Genomic DNA, 16983 nt, shown 5'->3' with positions numbered 1-16983 from the left:
GTGTGTAAGCGTTGCGAGGCGTTGAGCTAACCTGTACTAATGACTCGAGAGGCTTAACCATACAACCCAGATGGGTTTTACGGACTTGAAGAAGTTAGATACTTGATTGAAGTTTGAACTCAGGCTCTGAAGAAGAGCACAGCTTTCTGAATTGAAGAATAAAGGTTAATGACGCAGGTAATTGTTTGGCTGACAAAGCCGTGACGAGCGAGCCGCGCAGTGTACTGAAGTACATGAGCAGCGTAGCGAGGAAACAATACCGTCAGACGGACAATTAACCAGTAAGAATATGTCTGGTGACAATAGCATTGTGGTCCCACCTGATCCCATCCCGAACTCAGAAGTGAAACGCAATCGCGCCGATGGTAGTGTGGGGTCTCCCCATGTGAGAGTAGGTCATCGCCAGACGCCCAATTTTATTTTCACTTTTTAAAAAAAAGTGGAGACAAAACAGTAACAAAAAAGCCCTAGCTAAATGCTAGGGCTTTTTTGTTTGTCTCGCTTCCAGCGAGCATGACTTAACATGCAGCCCAAAGCTGCTTACGCAGTGCGGGCCCCTCAGCTCGCAGCCAAGCTGCTTCGCGCTACAGCCATCTATCAAGCTGTGCTTGATGAGCAGATGTCTTTCGCCCCCATGTGAGATGGTGCTGTGGAGATATTGAGAATGGCTCGACCCGTTTGTTTGGTCAGATTCATCCAGTCTCTGGAGCACAAAGATTTCACCCAACCGGTATCCTCAATAAAGGTACTCGTGGCTTCTTTGGGTTTGGAACCTATGGATTTTGCTTAGCCCCACCCCATTCATCCTGCTCGTGATATCTACTACCCCTTATTCAGGCGAAAGCCGCTTTGGATTGTTTGCCCTTAGCATTCCTTGGTTATTTAAGCTTCTTACCTGCATTACCAGACAGCGTCTTTGAGCACGAAAACAATTTTGAAGTTAGACTCTTTGCCTGTAAGTTAATTTGCCGTTAGCATTAAGCGTTATGTGTGCCTTCTTGTCATGAGCATCAAGGATTTCATTTGTGAAGATGCCAAGGCCTGCCATGGCCTATGTTGTTCCTTTTTGTGTATTTTTTATTTATCTCTGTCTTGTTGCTGGGGAGTATTTCTATGAGCGTCAGTCACTGGAGTCTGAGGCTGCTTCGGTTCAGATAGAACAGCTCAAGAAAGAGCTGTTCAGGATGCAGCATCTTGTTGAGAAGGCTGTAGGTAACCACAACCTGGATAGCGTGGCTGAAGAAATATCTCTGGCGGCAACCGACTTCAATATAATGGTGTATATCCTGCTTGATGACACCAGCCTTATTCGCCACGCCAATCATGTAGTCTGGCGCGACAGCCGGGCTTTGCAGGTTATCGATGGCTATTCTATGGAACTGCAGCGGCAAGTGGTCAACTCAGGTAAATCCTTGATATTTGCCAATCCGGATCGACTATCGATACAAGCCTATTACCCTATAGCTGCAGAAGCCCCCGTGGGCTTTGGTGAAAAGGTCGAGCTAATCTACCTGGAATATGATTTGTCACCGGCAATGGCTAAGGTGACAGATGCTCTTAATGTACGGTTTATGCGGGTTTGGGGCTTGGGAGCCTTGTTCGTTTTGGGCTTTATGCTGGTGTTGCACTTTATGCTGATCCGCCCTTTAAGAAGCTTGGTTTGGCAGGCCCGGAAAGGTGAGAGCAGCTCTTTTCATATAGATAGTCCGTGGCTTTTCAGCGAAGTACGGGTGCTGCAGGATTATTTACATCAGAGTCAACAGAAGTTGCAGCGAACCCTGAAACAATTGAGAGACAATGAGCAACGCTGGTTATTTGCGGTGGAAGGAACCCGCAATGGGATCTGGGATTGGAACATCGCCAGCGGCGAAGTTTTTCTGTCGGACCGCTGGAAAGAGATGATAGGTTATGGCCCTCATGAGCTTGAAGGGCTTTATTCTACTTGGGAAAGTCGACTTCATCCCGATGATAGAGAGGCGGTGCTGTCGTCTCTACAGGCCTACCTCAATGGTGAAACCGAGGCGTTTGAAAGTGTTCACCGTCTGCGCCATAAAGAGGGGCACTATATCTGGGTGCTGGACAGGGGAATGCTGGTTGAATGGGATGAGCAGGGGCGCCCTTGCAGGATTATCGGTACCCATGCTGATGTGTCGGATGATGTACGTAATCAGCAAGCTCTGGCCCATTTAGCCAATCATGATGCATTGACTAACTTGGCTAACCGTCGCGCCTTGATGGACGCCTTGTATGAGCAGCAAAAGCACTGTCACAACAGCTTGCAGTGTGCAGCGCTGTTTCTTATCGACTTGGATAATTTCAAAACCATTAATGACACTCTAGGACATCACTTGGGAGATCGGCTGTTGATACAGCTGGCCGCTCGTTTCTCGGGCTATTTTACTGCCAATACTTTGGTTGCCAGGTTAGGGGGAGATGAGTTTGTTATCCTGGCAAAAGACCTGACCCAAGACAAAACCACTGCGGCAAGGCGGGCCTTGGCGTTGGCCAGTGAGATCAGACAGTTGGTTGCCAGACCCTTTAATATCAGTGACAAGCAGCTGCATGTGTCTGCCAGCATTGGTGTCTGCCTGTTCGATGATCAGGATGATATTGATGCCGAGGAGCTTTTGAAGCGAGCCGATATGGCTATGTTCCAGGCCAAGGAAGGCGGAAGAGATAACTGCATGATCTACAACTCCGAGATGGAGGTTAAGGCTCACCAGAATCTGCTGATCCAGAATGAGCTGCGCTATGCCATCGAGCGGCAACAACTCTCTTTGGTTTATCAGCCAATAGTCGATTCCCAGGGGCAATTGACAGGGGCAGAGGCGTTATTACGCTGGCAACATCCGCAGCAGGGGAATATTTCGCCGGCGGACTTCATTCCCATTGCTGAAGGCAGCGGCCTTATCAGTGAGATTGGCCATTGGGTCATTCTTGAAGTTTGTCGCTTCATTCGTGAGCAGCAGGCCAAAGGCATAAAAGTGCCTAAAATTGCCATCAACCTCAGTGCCAGACAGTTTAACCAGCCTGAGTTTGTGGAGCGCCTGATCGCCTTGTTGAAGGCCCAGGGGATTGCTACGGATGCATTGGAGCTGGAGTTGACTGAGTACGCCCTGTTGACCAACTTGTGCATCATGAATACCCGAATCGATCTGTTGAAGAAGGCCGGGATATCTGTGGCGATAGATGACTTTGGCACAGGTTACAGCTCGTTGAGTTATTTACAGAACCTGCCTCTATCCAGATTGAAGATAGATGCCTCTTTTGTGCAGAAGATAGGCTCGGGGCGTAGTGCGGATGCTATAGTCAGGGCCATAGTCGAAATGGCCCACAGCCTGGAGCTGAAAGTGGTTGCAGAAGGGGTTGAAACGGCTCAGCAAAGAGCCTTTTTGAACCAGCTCGGCTGTGACAGCTTCCAGGGATATCTGTTCAGTCAGCCTCTGTCTGAGACTGAGTTCGCGACTCTGTTGCATGCGCCGAAGCATGAGTTACCGTGCGCTGCGCCAGGAAGTTGAAAATAATACTCAGCACCTGCTCACGTATTGCATCGATTTCAATAAAGAGTTCATGCCTGGCTCCCGTGATCTTTTCCAGTATTACCTCGGGGCCAATCGCAGCGATTTGCGCCTGGTTATCGACGATAGTGTCCTGCTCAGCTTGTAGAATGAGGATCGGGACCTTGGACTCTCTGGCTGCGGTGATGGTCTTCTCGCAAGCATCCAATGCTTCTATCAACCACTGATTGGTGGGCGAGCCCAGTTGGATCTCCGGACGTTGCCGGCATAAATCCAGTAAGGCCTGATACCGGCTTTCGCTGTGGGTCAATTGATTATCTTTAAACTCGAGTGGACGATAATCATGGCCGGATAACACGTAGTTGGGCTCGGTATGCGGGCCATAACTATTGAGTTTCCCCGCCAACCAACGTACGAAGTTGCGCGGCATTGGCAAACGGATCCCATACATGGGGGCAGAGAAGGCCGCGGCAGTAAATCTCTGGGGATATTGCTGCAAATACAGAGTTCCTATCGCTCCTCCCATGGAGTGGCCTACCAGAAAATACTGTTCATATTGGTTTGAAACTACTACTTGCTCAACGAAACAGTGCAAGTGATCAACATAGTCCTGAAACTTATCTATGTGCCCTTGGTGAGGATTGGCGGTTAGCCTGCTGGATAGCCCTTGCCCAATATGATCCAAGGCGTAGACACTAAAACCTTGCTGATAGAAGTCATGGATCAGCTCCCGATACTTGAGATAACTCTCAACCCGGCCATTGCTGATGACGACGGCCTGTTTCGCCTTTGGGTGGCAAATATAACCGTAGGCCAGCTCTTTACCGAATCCCACTGCCAGCTTGGCATGGGTGACACCTTGCCAGAAAGTCTCCAATTGAGACTGGGTTGAAGAGGGTTCTGCGTTGCGGGCCTGGGTCGTTACCATCCAATATTTCCTGATCTAAAAAAGCCAGTGCTCAAAGGCACTGGCCGAGTGTATCAGAAACAGGGCTTCATTGCTGTGAGGCGATAAAATCGGCTATCTGTTGTTCCAGCACAGACATGGGCACAGAGCCCTGTGCCAAAACTGCATCGTGGAATTGGCGGATATCGAACTTTTCCCCCAGGGCGTCTTCTGCTTGCTTTCGCAGACGTTTGATAGTCAGCTCGCCAATCTTGTAGGCCAGCGCCTGCCCAGGCCAGGAGATATATCTGTCTATCTCTGTGGTGACATTGTGCAGCGACAGAGCCGTATTACCGGCCATAAAGTCTATTGCCTGCTGACGGCTCCAGCCTTGGGTGTGCATACCTGTATCGACTACCAAGCGAGCGGCGCGCCACATCTCGTAAGTCAGGCGTCCAAAGTTGCTGTAGGGATCCTGATAAAAACCCCCTTCCAGCCCCAAATATTCACTGTATAGTCCCCATCCCTCGCCAAAGGCCGAGATATAGCTGTAGCGGCGAAAATCGGGCAGTTGCTCCAACTCCTGATTGAGGGAAATCTGCAGGTGGTGACCCGGAACAGCTTCATGCAGGGTGAGTGCTTCCAACTCATAGAGAGGGCGCTTATCCAAGGCATATGTGTTCACCCAATAAAAACCCGCCACAGTCTCCGAGTTGGAGCCGGAATAGCGCCCGGTTGTATATTTGGGGGCAATTTCTGCCGGTACAGGGGCTACGCCATAGGGTTTGCGTGGCAGCTTGCCAAAATAGCGTGGCAACATGGCGTCGGCTTTTTTGGCAATATAGGAGGCCTCTTTGAGCAGTTGCTCCGGCGTGCTCACATAAAAGCGTTTGTCGGTGCGCATAAAATGCAGAAACTCGGCAAAGCTGCCTTTAAAACCGGTTTGTTTGATGATCTGTTCCATCTCGGCGCGGATCCGTTTTACTTCACTCAGCCCCAGTTGATGGACTTGCTCAGGCGTCATATCCAGAGTGGTGTAGTACTTGACCCTGTTTTCATAAAAGGCCCGACCATTGGGCAGAGCTGATGCGGCAATGCTCTGACGGGCGCCAGGGATATATTCCTCGGTCATAAAGTCGTAGAAGGCTTGATAACTCGGTAACACATGCTGCTCGACACTGACGTACCCGGCATGGCTCAGTTCCTGTTTAAGATTGGCAGAAAAGTGTTCTGGAAACGTCTCAAACGGCTTGAAATAGCTGCTTTGCTGCACTGGTACCATATAGGCCTGAATACTCTGTTCAAACCCTCTCAGCACAGATTGCGGCTGAGTGATGCCCTCGGCAAGCCCTTGGCGCATCCAGTGTATCTGTTGCTGGAAATAGCGCGGCAGAGATCGCAGCTTCTGCAGGTAATGACGGTAATCGGCTTCTGTCTTGAATGGCCCGGAGGCCATAGAAGCAATGTAAGCGTGAAAGCCACTCTCTGAGGTAATCGGCAGGTAATGGGCCTTGAACCTGAAGCTATCCACGCTCTCCTGCAATTGGTATTCGAGAATACTGGCATTGATGGCGGCTTCTTTGCTCAGCTGTTCTCTGGGTATGGCCTTTAGCCGTTGCAAAAGTGCTGAATTGGCCGCAGCATCGGCCGCCAGAGCTTCAGCTGACAAGTCTGCTAACTTACCCGCGGCCGAGTCATCGCCAAACTGGAAGGCCATCTGTGGGCTTTCTGCTAGCCTTTGCTGCCAGGCATCGGCTATTAGCTGCTGGAGTTGGCTATCGGCTTGGGATAGTTGCTTGCCTATTTCTGGCGTGTTGGCTTCATGAGTAGGGTGTTGGCAGGCGCCCAAGAGTCCGGTGAGCAATAGGGGTAGCAGGAGTTTTTTCATTTGATTTTGTTCCTTTTTTATCCTTGAGAACGGATTATGCCTCAAGCTTGGTGGCAGCCCCAGCCATTCGAGCTCACCTTTTGGTAACAAAGCCTGTCTGCAGACTAAGAGGTGTTAACAAAAGGCGTGTTACACTTAAGCGTCCCCAGACCAAAAAATAACTAAATTGGCGGGGTAGTTCATACAGGGGTTATTTTTATGATTGATACTTCAATTCCGTTGGTCGATTTACATCGCCATCTGGACGGTAATGTCAGGGTTGAGACCATATGGGAACTGGGTCACCAACATGGCATTGCCTTGCCGGCGGCCTCGCTTGAGGCCTTGGCACCTTATGTACAGATCCAGAGTAAAGAATCCAGCCTGGTGGCTTTCTTGAAAAAGCTGGACTGGATGGTTGCCGTGCTGGCCGATTTGGATGCGGTAAAGCGGGTGGCCTATGAAAATGTCGCCGATGCGGCATTGTCCGGGTTGGACTATGCCGAATTAAGGTTCAGCCCTTACTACATGGCAATGAATCACAAGCTGCCGATAGAAGGCGTGGTGGAAGCCGTTGTTGATGGTGTAAAAGCCGGGCTCAAGGACTATCAGGTTAAGATAAAACTGATAGGTATTCTGTCTCGCTCATTTGGCCAGCAGGCTTGTACTCAGGAGTTGGATGGCTTGCTCGCGCACAGGGAGTCTCTGGTCGCGGTTGATTTGGCCGGTGATGAATTGGGTTTCCCCGGTGAGTTGTTTAACGAGCATTTCAAGCGGGTGCGTGATGTCGGACTTCAGATAACGGCTCACGCCGGAGAAGCCGCCGGTGCTCAAAGCATGTGGCAAGCCATCAAGGAGTTGGGGGCGACTCGCATAGGCCATGGGGTCAATGCTATTCATGATCCCAAATTGATGGAGTATCTGGTGGAACACAAGATAGGTATCGAGTCATGTCCCACCAGTAATCTACATACTTCCACTGTGAGCAGCTATCAAGAGCATCCGCTGCGAACCTTTATGGAAGCCGGTGTGCTGGTTGGCTTGAATACCGATGATCCAGGCGTCAGTGCCATAGATATCAAGCATGAATATCGTGTGGTTAAGCAGGAGATGGGCTTCACCGACGCTGAGTTGGCCAAGCTGCAGCGTAATGGCGTGGAGATGGCCTTCCTCTCAGACAGCGAGCGCCGGGAACTTTACGCCGCTAAAGCATAAAAGTTTGGTTAAGACACAAAAAAAGCCGATGAATGATTCATCGGCTTTTTTATTCTAGTCAGGGTTAAATTACCCGGGAGAACTGTTGCTGACGTGCCTTTTCTCGGAAGTAGACATCGAAACAGATACAGATATTACGGATCAACAGGCGCCCGGTTGGGCTGATGCTGATCTGACGGTTTTCAATGTTAACCAGTTTATCGTCGATAAAGGTTTGCAACAGCTTGAGATCTTCGGCGAAGTACTCTTCAAACTGGATCCCCAGTTGTTGCTCCATCTTGGCCATATCAAGCTCAAAGTGGCAGATAAGCTGCTTGATCACCGCGCGACGGATTTCATCATCACGATTGAGCTTACAGCCTTTCCACAGAGCGTGGCCCTGCTCATCTATGGCTTCATAGTAAGGGCGAATATCTTTCTGGTTCTGCGCATAACAGTCACCAATCTGACTGATGGACGACACCCCTAGTCCAAGGAGGTCACACTCTTCCTGGGTGGTATAGCCCTGGAAGTTACGGTGCAATCGGCCTTCTCTTTGCAGCTTGGCCAGCTCATCATCGGGTTTGGCGAAGTGATCCATGCCTATGTATTGATAGCCGGCGCCGGTCAGGGTCTTAATAGTCTGATGCAGCATGTCCAGCTTCTGTTGTGGGCTGGGCAGGTGCTCATCTTTGATTTTTCGCTGGGCCGCGAAGCGGGCCGGCAGGTGAGCATAGTTGAATACAGACAGACGGTCTGGAGACAGATCCAGAATTCGCTGAATGGTTTCGGCAAAGGTTTCCGGTGTTTGATGAGGCAAGCCGTAAATCAAATCGACATTGGTAGAGACAAAGCCCATCTCTTTGGCCTTTTTGATCAGCGCAAAAATGAAGTCTTCATCCTGTTCACGGTTAACTGCTACCTGAACCTCTTTATTGAAGTCCTGCACCCCAATGGATATACGGTTGAACCCTGCCTCTTTGAGGGCATCCAGCATAGACAGTTCGATTTCTCTAGGGTCGACTTCGATAGAGTATTCACCCTGTTCGGCAAAGTTGAAGTGACTCTTCAATAGTGACGATAACTTGATGATTTGCTCTGGGTTAAGGAAAGTCGGTGTGCCGCCGCCCCAGTGCATCTGAGTCACAGTGTAGTGCTTGAACAGAGGCGCCCGCTTGACGATCTCGGCTGCCAGGTACTCTATGTACTGATCGGCTTTGTGCTGATGCCGGGTGATTACCTTGTTACAGCCGCAGTAGTAGCACAGCTTGGCGCAGAAAGGGATATGGATATACAGAGACAGTTTGTCGCTTTTGCTGCCGGCTATGGCCGACAATAGATCGCCTTCGGTGAATGAGTCGTCAAACTCCAGCGCCGTTGGGTAGGAAGTATAACGGGGACCGCTGTAGTTATATTTCTCGATCATTGATTGATCCCAGCTGATATGAGTGGGCTGCTTCAAGGCGTGTCCTCCGACAGTAAATTAGCAATGAGCGAAGTATGCAGGGTTATAGCTCAAATAACCTTGATCCAGGTTGTAAAAATTACATGTACACAACTGGACGTTAGGGAATATCCATGAAAACGCTTTCGATGTCTGTTGTCTTATTGAGGTTTTGTGCACCGACTCACGCCGGGGAAGGGATTCAGCGGGCTCGATAGCTACTCGGTTGAATAGATAGAGGGTTATTAACCCACTGAATAAACCGACATGTTTGGGTCAAGAAGGCCATATGGGCAGAAGGTTTGAAGAGCGTTAATGTAGAAAGCGCTGCCGACTGCTGAGAAGCAAGCCGGCAGTTGAAACCTTAGTGGGTTGGCTTTAGCTGAAACTCGGAGAGTTTCTTGGCATCGGCCAATATGCCTTGCTCCAGCTCGGCTTCAGACTTCATTCTGGCCAGGTCGAGCCGCATCCGTTCTTGCTTGGGTAACTGAGCCCTGGCCTCCAGAATTGGATGATCCTTGATGCGCTCAAAATGCATAAACACATCCGGGTAATCACCACTGACTCTCTCTGTCAGCGACAGCAGATCGAACAGTTTAACGATTCTGACCACTCCTTCAGACAACTCACAACGCTCTTCTGTCATTGCGGCAGCAATATAGCGAATATCGGCAAGCAGGGATGCCTGTTTAGCTTCCATAACCGCCTTTTGCTCAGCCATCGCTTGTTCTCTGGCTTGAGTTTGTTTCCTCAGACGCAGCAGCAACACCGTGGCATAGGCGCTGAGGCCTATGATGATCAACATGGCTAAGGTGATAAGGATAAACTGCATCCCGGCCTCCGTTAGTTGTCTTGGTATTGTTTCAGAAGCTCAGCACCGGATTCGAATTTCTCCAGCAATTCGTCATCGCTATGACCCTTGCTTGGGGCTTCATCGGCCTGATCCAAATCGGTAATGCCAAGTTTTTCCATCAGCTTCTCTATCTTGGCCAATTGCCGCTCCAGCCATTGCTGGTCATCGGCGGCCAGTTCCCGTCCTTCTTCCAGCTGATCCAGCAGCTTATTCAGGCGCGGATCTTCCTCCAGTTGCAGCAGCAACTGTTCATCGGTCAGTTTGGGTTGTTTGGGCTGTGCAACCTTTTCTTTGACTATATCCAAAGCGACAGGCTTTTTACTGCCAAGGCGGATATCCTGTTTGTCAGAGCCTGCCCGCTTTTGCCCCTTTGGAGCAGCAGGGTTTTGGCGACTGCCCGCCTTATTGCCTGAATCCTGCTTCTTACGGGCCGGAGCGCGCTCAGATTTCTTGGTTCTGGGGGCTAGTTTGGGGTTGTTCTCGCCGACTTTACGGGTCTTTTTACTACGGGACATAATTCTCTCGATAAAAAGTAGTTGGTTGCGTCCGAACCGTGCCGGGTTCAGTCTACAAGCGGCGGTTCTGCATCAAGGTCGCGTGTTATAGCAGATCCTGATGTTTTTTGCATCAAGATGAAGTCCTGCGCTGCAAATATTAGCTTAAATTTACCCAGAGATGCCAAGTAAGCAAAAGTCTGCTGCTGGTAGAAGCTGACATGAGTCGGATTGTTCTTGTAATGCCATTTGGCAAACGCCGTCAAAGATGTCAGCAGCGGAGTGGATATGGCCAGCCAACCCCCTGGTTTCAGCAGCGTTTCGATTAAGCTCCACTCTTTTGCAGGGGTTCTGAAGTGTTCGAACACCCGAAAACAACAGATAAAGTCATATTGGTGGTGTAGTAGCTGGTGGTCTGCCGCAAAAAAGGGATCGAATTGTTGTAAATGGTGACCGGCGTTGCTGATCTGCTGCAGTCCTTCTTCGCTTAGCACCCGGCCGAAGTTGAGACCAAATAGCGGCGTGGGTTGCAAAGATTGAAGTTGTTCCAACAAGGGGTGGATAAAGCGTGCCAACTGCTTTTGCTTTCCTGCTTGGCGGGCTCTGCCGTAACGCTGTTTCTCGGCATCGGGTAACAAATAACTGCTGGAATCTGCAAACAACAGCCGACATTCGGGACAGAGATAAAAACCTCGTTTCTTATCCTGAAAGCTGAGTTCAGCATGATCGTTATGACACAGTGGGCAACGACGCATGGACTAATTAATATCTGCTCAACGGTGGTTAATAAATTATGCCATAAAAAAAGGCGGCAGTATGGCTGCCGCCTTATGATGGTGCTAACTAACACCTGATTCTGATTTCAAGTTTCCTTACTTGCTATGCGACTTTCCCGGTCGATATCCTTCTTTTTTTGACAGCTTTCCCTGCAGCTTTTCTCGTTATCGGTCTTCCAGACACTTTCTTGGGTTTCCTGCAAATAGCGATGGCCAAATTGGCTCATCATTATCCAGTCGTCTTCTGTGACGTCTAACAGACCATCCTTGTCTACTAAGTACCTTCCAGTGATAACAAGCTTCCAGCCAGTGCATCCAAAGCGCGTTGCTTCCTGTGCCAATGTTTGAGTCCTGCAAACATCTTCCTGTTGGAGCAAGTTCCCCTGTTAATTCGTAAGGACAATGCTAAAAAGCGGTTTGGCAAAATCGCCGGTTCCTTACTTTTATTGACCTGGATTTCAAACTGAAATCTCGACTCGTTATTATTATTTGCGAGTGGTCTTAGTAGTCTTATTGTTATTGGATTGCTTTATTCTTATATCTTGAATGTAAATTATACCGAAACCTGAATGTTGTTGGTAAAGTTTTTATACAAACAGATGGGTTTATCTCGGTACGGGCACATTAAACCTAAATCTGTGATCTGTGTCAAGCATTAATATTTTCAGTTTACGTAAACGTAAACTTTGTAGCTTAAGAAAAGGGTGAAACGTCACCCCTTTCCAAGCTACAGCAAAAATTACTTCAAGCTGGAGATGTACTTGGCCAGCGCTTCAATGTCTGCATCATTCAGCTTTTTAGCTGTGTCCTGCATCATTCCGTTTAAGTCGTTATGACGGCTCTGATCACGGAACTTATTCAACTGGATCTTGATGTAGTTGGCGTGCTGCCCAGCAACTGCCGGGAAACCGGCCAGTTCGCTGCCTTTGCCTTCAGGACCGTGACAAGCGGAACAAGCGGCTATGCCACGAGACATATCACCACCCTTGAACAGCTTCTCCCCGGCATCAGGAACATCCTTAACTTCAGCAACCTGCAATGTTTGGCTGGCAAAATAAGCTGCAACATCGGCAATATCCTGATCGCTCAAGGCTACCGCCATGCCGCCCATGATAGGATCCATACGGCCATCTTTGCCACCGGTTTGGGCTGCACTACGAAACTCCCGCAGCTGTTTTTGCAGATAGGTTGTGTGCTGACCAGCCAACTTGGGATACATGTCGATCATGCTGTTGCCATCAAGGCCATGGCAGGCAGAGCAGACAATGGCTTTGGTTTTTCCCGCTTCAGCATTACCTTCAGCAATCGCAGGTGAAGATATGGCGGCGACTACAGACAGCGCAAGGGCTAACTTTTTCATGGCGTTCCAACTTCTTTCGTTAAATTATTGTCCTGAGCTTACTAGGGTGACCCGCAAGCGTGGTAAAATACAAATAATGTGATCGGGCTAATATTTTACACGAAAACGTGGAAAAGTAAGCAAGTCTTCAATATTTATGCTATCACCCAGCAAAATTCAGGAGTCAGAAGTGACAGCAACTCGTATCGATTTTCGCAAGACAAAATTCCTTATCAGTGCGCCTGATATTGCCCATTTGGACAAGCACTTACCGGGCGACACCGGCGTGGAAATCGCCTTTGCCGGTCGCTCAAATGCCGGTAAATCAAGCGCTTTGAATGCTTTGACCGAGCAGAAAAACCTTGCAAGAACCAGTAAAACTCCAGGTCGTACTCAACTGATCAACGTGTTTGAGCTCGATGAGCAGCGCCGTTTGGTGGATTTACCCGGCTATGGTTTTGCTCAGGTACCACTGGCCATGAAGCTCAAATGGCAAGAGTCGCTGGGTGAGTATTTACAAAAGCGTGCCTGCCTGAGTGGTGTGGTGGTGCTGATGGATATTCGCCATCCGTTGAAAGACTTGGACTTGCAGATGATTGAATGGGCTGTTGCCAGTGAGATCCCTGTGCTGGCACTGCTGACCAAGGCTGATAAGCTGCCACAGAGTGCCAAGATGAAGACGGTCAATGAGGTACGTAAAGCGCTGGCTGACTTTGGTGATTGGGTCAGAGTCGAGCCTTTCTCATCACTTAAGGGAACCGGGAAACCTAAGGTTCTGGCGATTCTGGATGAGTGGTGCCATCCAGCCTGGTTGGAGCAAGAAGAGAACGAACAAGAGTGATGGACTCAAACTATGCAAACGGCAGCCATATAGGCTGCCGTTTTTGTATCTGCTGTGTGTGCCGGGAGAATTCAGGACAAAAAAAACCGGCGACTCAGTCACCGGTTAAATTAGCTCTTTTGGGGAGAAGCTAAAATTTCAACAAGACTCAAGTACCATCAAACTTGGACTTCGATGGCTCTCAATGGCGGTAGCATAACGCGAACTGAATCAGTTTTAAAGTAATTACTCTAAAAAATATTGCAGACGAAAAAAAGCCCCAGCAAATGATTGCTGGGGCGCCAGAATTTGGCTGATCACTAAAAGTGAAATAAAGGTCTGAAAGATAGAACATCTTAACCTCTGTACCCTACGCCGAGAATAATACTGTATTTATCTCTAATGGGAAAACTGTTTTTTCAAAAAGACGACAATAATGTGGAGTCGATCACAAGAATCGTTGGCTAGAAAAGCGCCTTTTGATCTTTAAATTACAAAAATGAGCTTAAAAAGCAGGCTTTTAGCGCTGGTTTGTCGATTTTTTGCCAAAAATTGTTGTTTTTAGTTCAGGTAGGGTAGCTAATGACGGGAGCAGATGCGGATAATCATAGCCTTGTGTTCAAAACACAAAAAAGCCATCCCGAAGGATGGCTCTTGATGGAATAGATAGATTATCAGTGAGCCTGATCCCAGCTGTCACCCAAGCCGGCTTCAGCCAGCAAAGGTACATCCAGGGTAGCGGCTTCAGCCATGAGTTTGCAGATCTGGTGTTGTAGCTCTTCGGCTTTCGCTTCATTGACTTCAAACACCAATTCATCGTGAACCTGCATGATCATGGTGATTTCCCCCTTGGTATCAGAGGCTATCCAGTCGGCAACTTTGATCATCGCCTTCTTGATGATGTCGGCTGCTGTTCCCTGCATAGGAGCGTTGATTGCAGCCCGTTCTGCGGCTTGACGCCGCATGGCATTGCGATCACGGATTTCCGGCAGATACAGGCGCCGACCAAAGAGTGTGGAGACATAACCTTGCTCGGCAGCGAGTGCCCTGGTCTCTTCCATATACTTGAGCACGCCGGGGTAACGCTTGAAGTAGGTATCCATATAGCTTTGTGCTTCAGTGCGGGGAATATCCAGTTGGCGTGCCAAGCCAAAGGCGGACATGCCATAGATAAGACCGAAGTTAACCGCCTTGGCCCGTCGGCGCTGCTCTGGAGTGACAGTTTCAAAAGCCACATCAAAGACTTCAGCCGCCGTTGCTCTGTGAATATCTTTACCCTCGGCGAATGCCGCCAGCAGGCCGGCATCCTGGGACAGGTGAGCCATGATCCTGAGCTCAATCTGTGAGTAGTCGGCGGCCAGAATCTTGCGCCCTGAAGGTGCGATAAAGGCCTGACGAATTCTGCGCCCCTCTTCGGTGCGGATAGGAATATTCTGCAGGTTAGGGTCGCTGGACGACAAGCGGCCGGTGGCAGCGTTGGCTTGATGATAGCTGGTATGCACCCGGCCGGTTTTGCCATTGATCATCAGCGGTAACTTATCTGTATAAGTGCTCTTGAGCTTGGTCAGGCTGCGATGCTCGAGAATGATCTTTGGCAATGGATAATCCAGCGCCAACTCTATCAATACCTCCTCGGCGGTGGATGGCGCGCCTTTTGGAGTTTTCTTGATCACCGGATAACCCAGCTTTTCGAAGAATAGTGCCTGCAGCTGTTTGGGAGAACCCAGATTGAACTTCTCTCCGGCTATCTCATAGGCTTTTTGCTCCAGCGCATCTATCTTTTGTGCCAGCTCATCACTCTGCTGCGACAGTTGCATACTGTCGATCAACACTCCGTCGCGTTCCATCTGTGAGAGCACCTGAATAAGCGGCAACTCAAGTTCGGTGAAAACGTTGGCTAACTCTTGCTCCCGCTCAAGCCTTGGCCACAGGTGTTGATGTAGCCTGAGTGTGATATCGGCATCTTCGGCGGCGTAAGGCGCCGCTGTTTCCAAAGGGATCTGGTTGAATGTCAGCTGCTTGGCGCCTTTACCGGCAATATCTTCGAAGCTGACACATTTGTGCCCCAGATACTTGAGCGCTAGGCCATCCATGTCGTGTCTGGATGCTACAGAATTGAATACATAGGATTCGAGCATGGTATCGAAGGCGACACCGGCCAGTTTGATACCGGCATTGGCCAGAATACTGATGTCATATTTCAGATTTTGACCGACTTTCTTTATCTCGGGATCTTCGAGAATAGGCTTGAGTTTGGCCAATACCCCTTCTCTAGGCAGCTGCTCGGGGGCATCCAAGTAATCGTGTCCCAGTGGCAGATAGGCGGCTTCTCCAGCCTTGACGGCAAAGGATAAACCCACCAGTTTGGCGTCCATATAGTTGAGGCTGGTGGTTTCAGTATCTACCGCCATCAGTTCGGCATCGGCCAGCTTTTTCAGCCATTTTTCCAGTGCGGCTTCTGTCAGTATGGTTTCGTATTCTGTCTCTATAGTGACTTGAGGTGGGGTTTCTTCCTGAGTTTCTGGCGCTGCTGTGTTGGCCGCCTTGGGGTGCGGCATCTTGTTGTCCAGAACTTCTGCCAACCAACGCTTGAACTCCATCTCGCCGTAAAGCTGTGTCAGTTGGTCTTTATTGGGCTCGGTAATATTGAGTTGATGCCAATCCAGATCCAGCTCGCAATCTGTTTTGATAGTTGCCAGATCGTAGGATAGTTGCAGCATCTCGGCATTGTCGGTGATTTTCTTGGCCATGGTCTTGGCACCACGGAAGCCAAGTTCCGTGACACAATCCGGTTGCTGCAGTAGCTTGGCGACACCACCGGCCCCTGTCAGCATGGCCAACGCGGTTTTCTCACCCACACCAGGCAGTCCCGGGATGTTATCGGCCTTGTCGCCCATCAGGGCCAACAGGTCGATGATAAGCTCGGGGCCGACGCCAAATTTACTGGTGACCTCTTCCGGTCCCATTATGGTGTCTGTCATTGTGTTGATCAGGGTGACATTGTCATCCACCAGTTGCGCCATATCCTTATCGCCTGTGCTGATCAGAATAGCACGGCCTTCCTTACTGGCCCTGGAGGCAAGAGTGCCTATCACGTCATCGGCTTCCACCCCGGGAATACAAAGGAGTGGCAGGCCAAGAGCCTCTATGATGGCATGCAGGGGGGCTATCTGACTTCGCAGATCATCAGGCATTGGTGGCCTGTGGGCCTTATACTCGGCGTACATCTCGTTACGAAACGTGGGACCCTTGGCATCAAAAACAACCGCCATCTGTTGTGGCTTGTATTTGCCCAGCAAGCTGCGCAACATATTGACTACGCCGTAAACAGCCCCGGTAGCTTCACCCTTGGAGTTGGTCAGGTGAGGTGGTGCATAGTAGGCCCGATAGAGGTAGGAAGAACCATCCACAAGGACGAGGGGGTTTTCTGCTATTGTTGGCATAGTTTTGTTTCAATCTAAGCTGTCTTAAGTGCTGCTAAGCATGCCATATCAAGGCATTTTCGGCCATGACAAAATCACCTACAGCCTGTGGATAAGTCTGTGAGTGAAAAAATCAACATAGAGAAAGGCGGTAGAGAACAACATAAAGTTGTTTTTATAACTTGTTGATATTTATTTGTTATTTGTTTTTTTGTGAGTCAGGTAAAAGTTTTACTAAATCTTATCGGTTGTGGATTTTTTAAATTCCTTTTCCAGATTCGCACCTTGGTAGCGGTAAAAATCGCCTCTTAGCAGAGACGATGAATTAAGTTAGCATGATTTTTAATCAGATCAACCAGTTTGTAACTGG

12 protein-coding genes and 1 rRNA gene are annotated in these 16983 nt (G+C 49.4%); 4 read left to right on the top strand and 9 right to left on the bottom strand.

Features of this window, described 5'->3' with window-relative positions; translation table 11 throughout:
- The first annotated feature begins 292 nt into the window (after nucleotides 1-292).
- Together rrf and ACMHXI_RS21660 are read left to right on the top strand one after the other, a co-directional pair.
- Nucleotides 293-408 (top strand): 5S ribosomal RNA (rrf, locus tag ACMHXI_RS21665).
- Between the two features lie 623 nt (nucleotides 409-1031).
- A complete protein-coding gene (locus ACMHXI_RS21660) occupies nucleotides 1032-3518 on the top strand; it encodes a putative bifunctional diguanylate cyclase/phosphodiesterase (protein WP_259663513.1) in 2487 nt (828 codons plus the stop codon).
- Here ACMHXI_RS21660 and ACMHXI_RS21655 read toward each other — a convergent pair.
- Both ACMHXI_RS21655 and ACMHXI_RS21650 read right to left on the bottom strand, forming a co-directional pair.
- Nucleotides 3433-4446 (bottom strand): alpha/beta fold hydrolase, encoded by a 1014-nt coding sequence (locus ACMHXI_RS21655; RefSeq protein WP_115389531.1) that lies wholly within the window; start codon nucleotides 4444-4446, stop codon nucleotides 3433-3435. The genes ACMHXI_RS21660 and ACMHXI_RS21655 overlap by 86 nt on opposite strands.
- Before the next feature lie 67 nt (nucleotides 4447-4513).
- Entirely contained in the window at nucleotides 4514-6292 is a 1779-nt protein-coding gene (locus ACMHXI_RS21650; RefSeq protein WP_107006310.1) for a DUF885 domain-containing protein, read from the bottom strand.
- Nucleotides 6293-6490: 198 nt separating this feature from the next.
- Between ACMHXI_RS21650 and add the strand changes: the two genes are divergently transcribed.
- Nucleotides 6491-7486, top strand: a complete 996-nt coding sequence (gene add / locus ACMHXI_RS21645; RefSeq protein ID WP_413736146.1) for an adenosine deaminase — start codon at nucleotides 6491-6493, stop codon at nucleotides 7484-7486.
- Nucleotides 7487-7550: 64 nt separating this feature from the next.
- On the opposite strand, the gene hemN is transcribed toward add, so the two are convergent.
- From hemN to ACMHXI_RS21615, 6 genes are all read right to left on the bottom strand, one after another.
- Nucleotides 7551-8927, bottom strand: a complete 1377-nt coding sequence (hemN, locus tag ACMHXI_RS21640; protein ID WP_082052781.1) for an oxygen-independent coproporphyrinogen III oxidase — start codon at nucleotides 8925-8927, stop codon at nucleotides 7551-7553.
- Between the two features lie 346 nt (nucleotides 8928-9273).
- Complete coding sequence (locus ACMHXI_RS21635) at nucleotides 9274-9741, bottom strand: DUF2489 domain-containing protein (RefSeq protein WP_025009062.1); 468 nt, start codon at nucleotides 9739-9741, stop codon at nucleotides 9274-9276.
- An 11-nt stretch (nucleotides 9742-9752) separates the two neighbouring features.
- The gene (gene yihI / locus ACMHXI_RS21630) at nucleotides 9753-10277 is read right to left on the bottom strand and encodes a Der GTPase-activating protein YihI (protein WP_025009063.1); all 525 of its coding nucleotides are present in this window, start codon (nucleotides 10275-10277) and stop codon (nucleotides 9753-9755) included.
- Between the two features lie 47 nt (nucleotides 10278-10324).
- Nucleotides 10325-11011 carry a methyltransferase domain-containing protein gene (locus tag ACMHXI_RS21625; protein ID WP_025009064.1) on the bottom strand — a complete coding sequence of 229 codons (687 nt, stop codon included), beginning with the start codon at nucleotides 11009-11011 and terminating at the stop codon, nucleotides 10325-10327.
- A gap of 107 nt (nucleotides 11012-11118) precedes the next feature.
- Nucleotides 11119-11373: a hypothetical protein gene (locus tag ACMHXI_RS21620; RefSeq protein WP_413736143.1), complete on the bottom strand. Its 255-nt coding sequence runs from the start codon at nucleotides 11371-11373 to the stop codon at nucleotides 11119-11121.
- A gap of 398 nt (nucleotides 11374-11771) precedes the next feature.
- The gene (locus ACMHXI_RS21615) at nucleotides 11772-12392 is read right to left on the bottom strand and encodes a c-type cytochrome (RefSeq protein ID WP_025009066.1); all 621 of its coding nucleotides are present in this window, start codon (nucleotides 12390-12392) and stop codon (nucleotides 11772-11774) included.
- A 169-nt stretch (nucleotides 12393-12561) separates the two neighbouring features.
- Between ACMHXI_RS21615 and yihA the strand changes: the two genes are divergently transcribed.
- Complete coding sequence (gene yihA, locus ACMHXI_RS21610; RefSeq protein WP_025009067.1) at nucleotides 12562-13212, top strand: ribosome biogenesis GTP-binding protein YihA/YsxC; 651 nt, start codon at nucleotides 12562-12564, stop codon at nucleotides 13210-13212.
- Nucleotides 13213-13865: 653 nt separating this feature from the next.
- Here yihA and polA read toward each other — a convergent pair.
- The gene (gene polA, locus ACMHXI_RS21605) at nucleotides 13866-16634 is read right to left on the bottom strand and encodes a DNA polymerase I (protein WP_115389526.1); all 2769 of its coding nucleotides are present in this window, start codon (nucleotides 16632-16634) and stop codon (nucleotides 13866-13868) included.
- Nucleotides 16635-16983: the final 349 nt, after the last annotated feature.

Origin of the sequence: Shewanella sp. BJSY2023SW005, assembly GCF_047314585.1 — a bacterium.
GTDB lineage: Bacteria > Pseudomonadota > Gammaproteobacteria > Enterobacterales > Shewanellaceae > Shewanella > Shewanella algae.
This window is presented reverse-complemented; position numbering and strand designations above follow the sequence as displayed.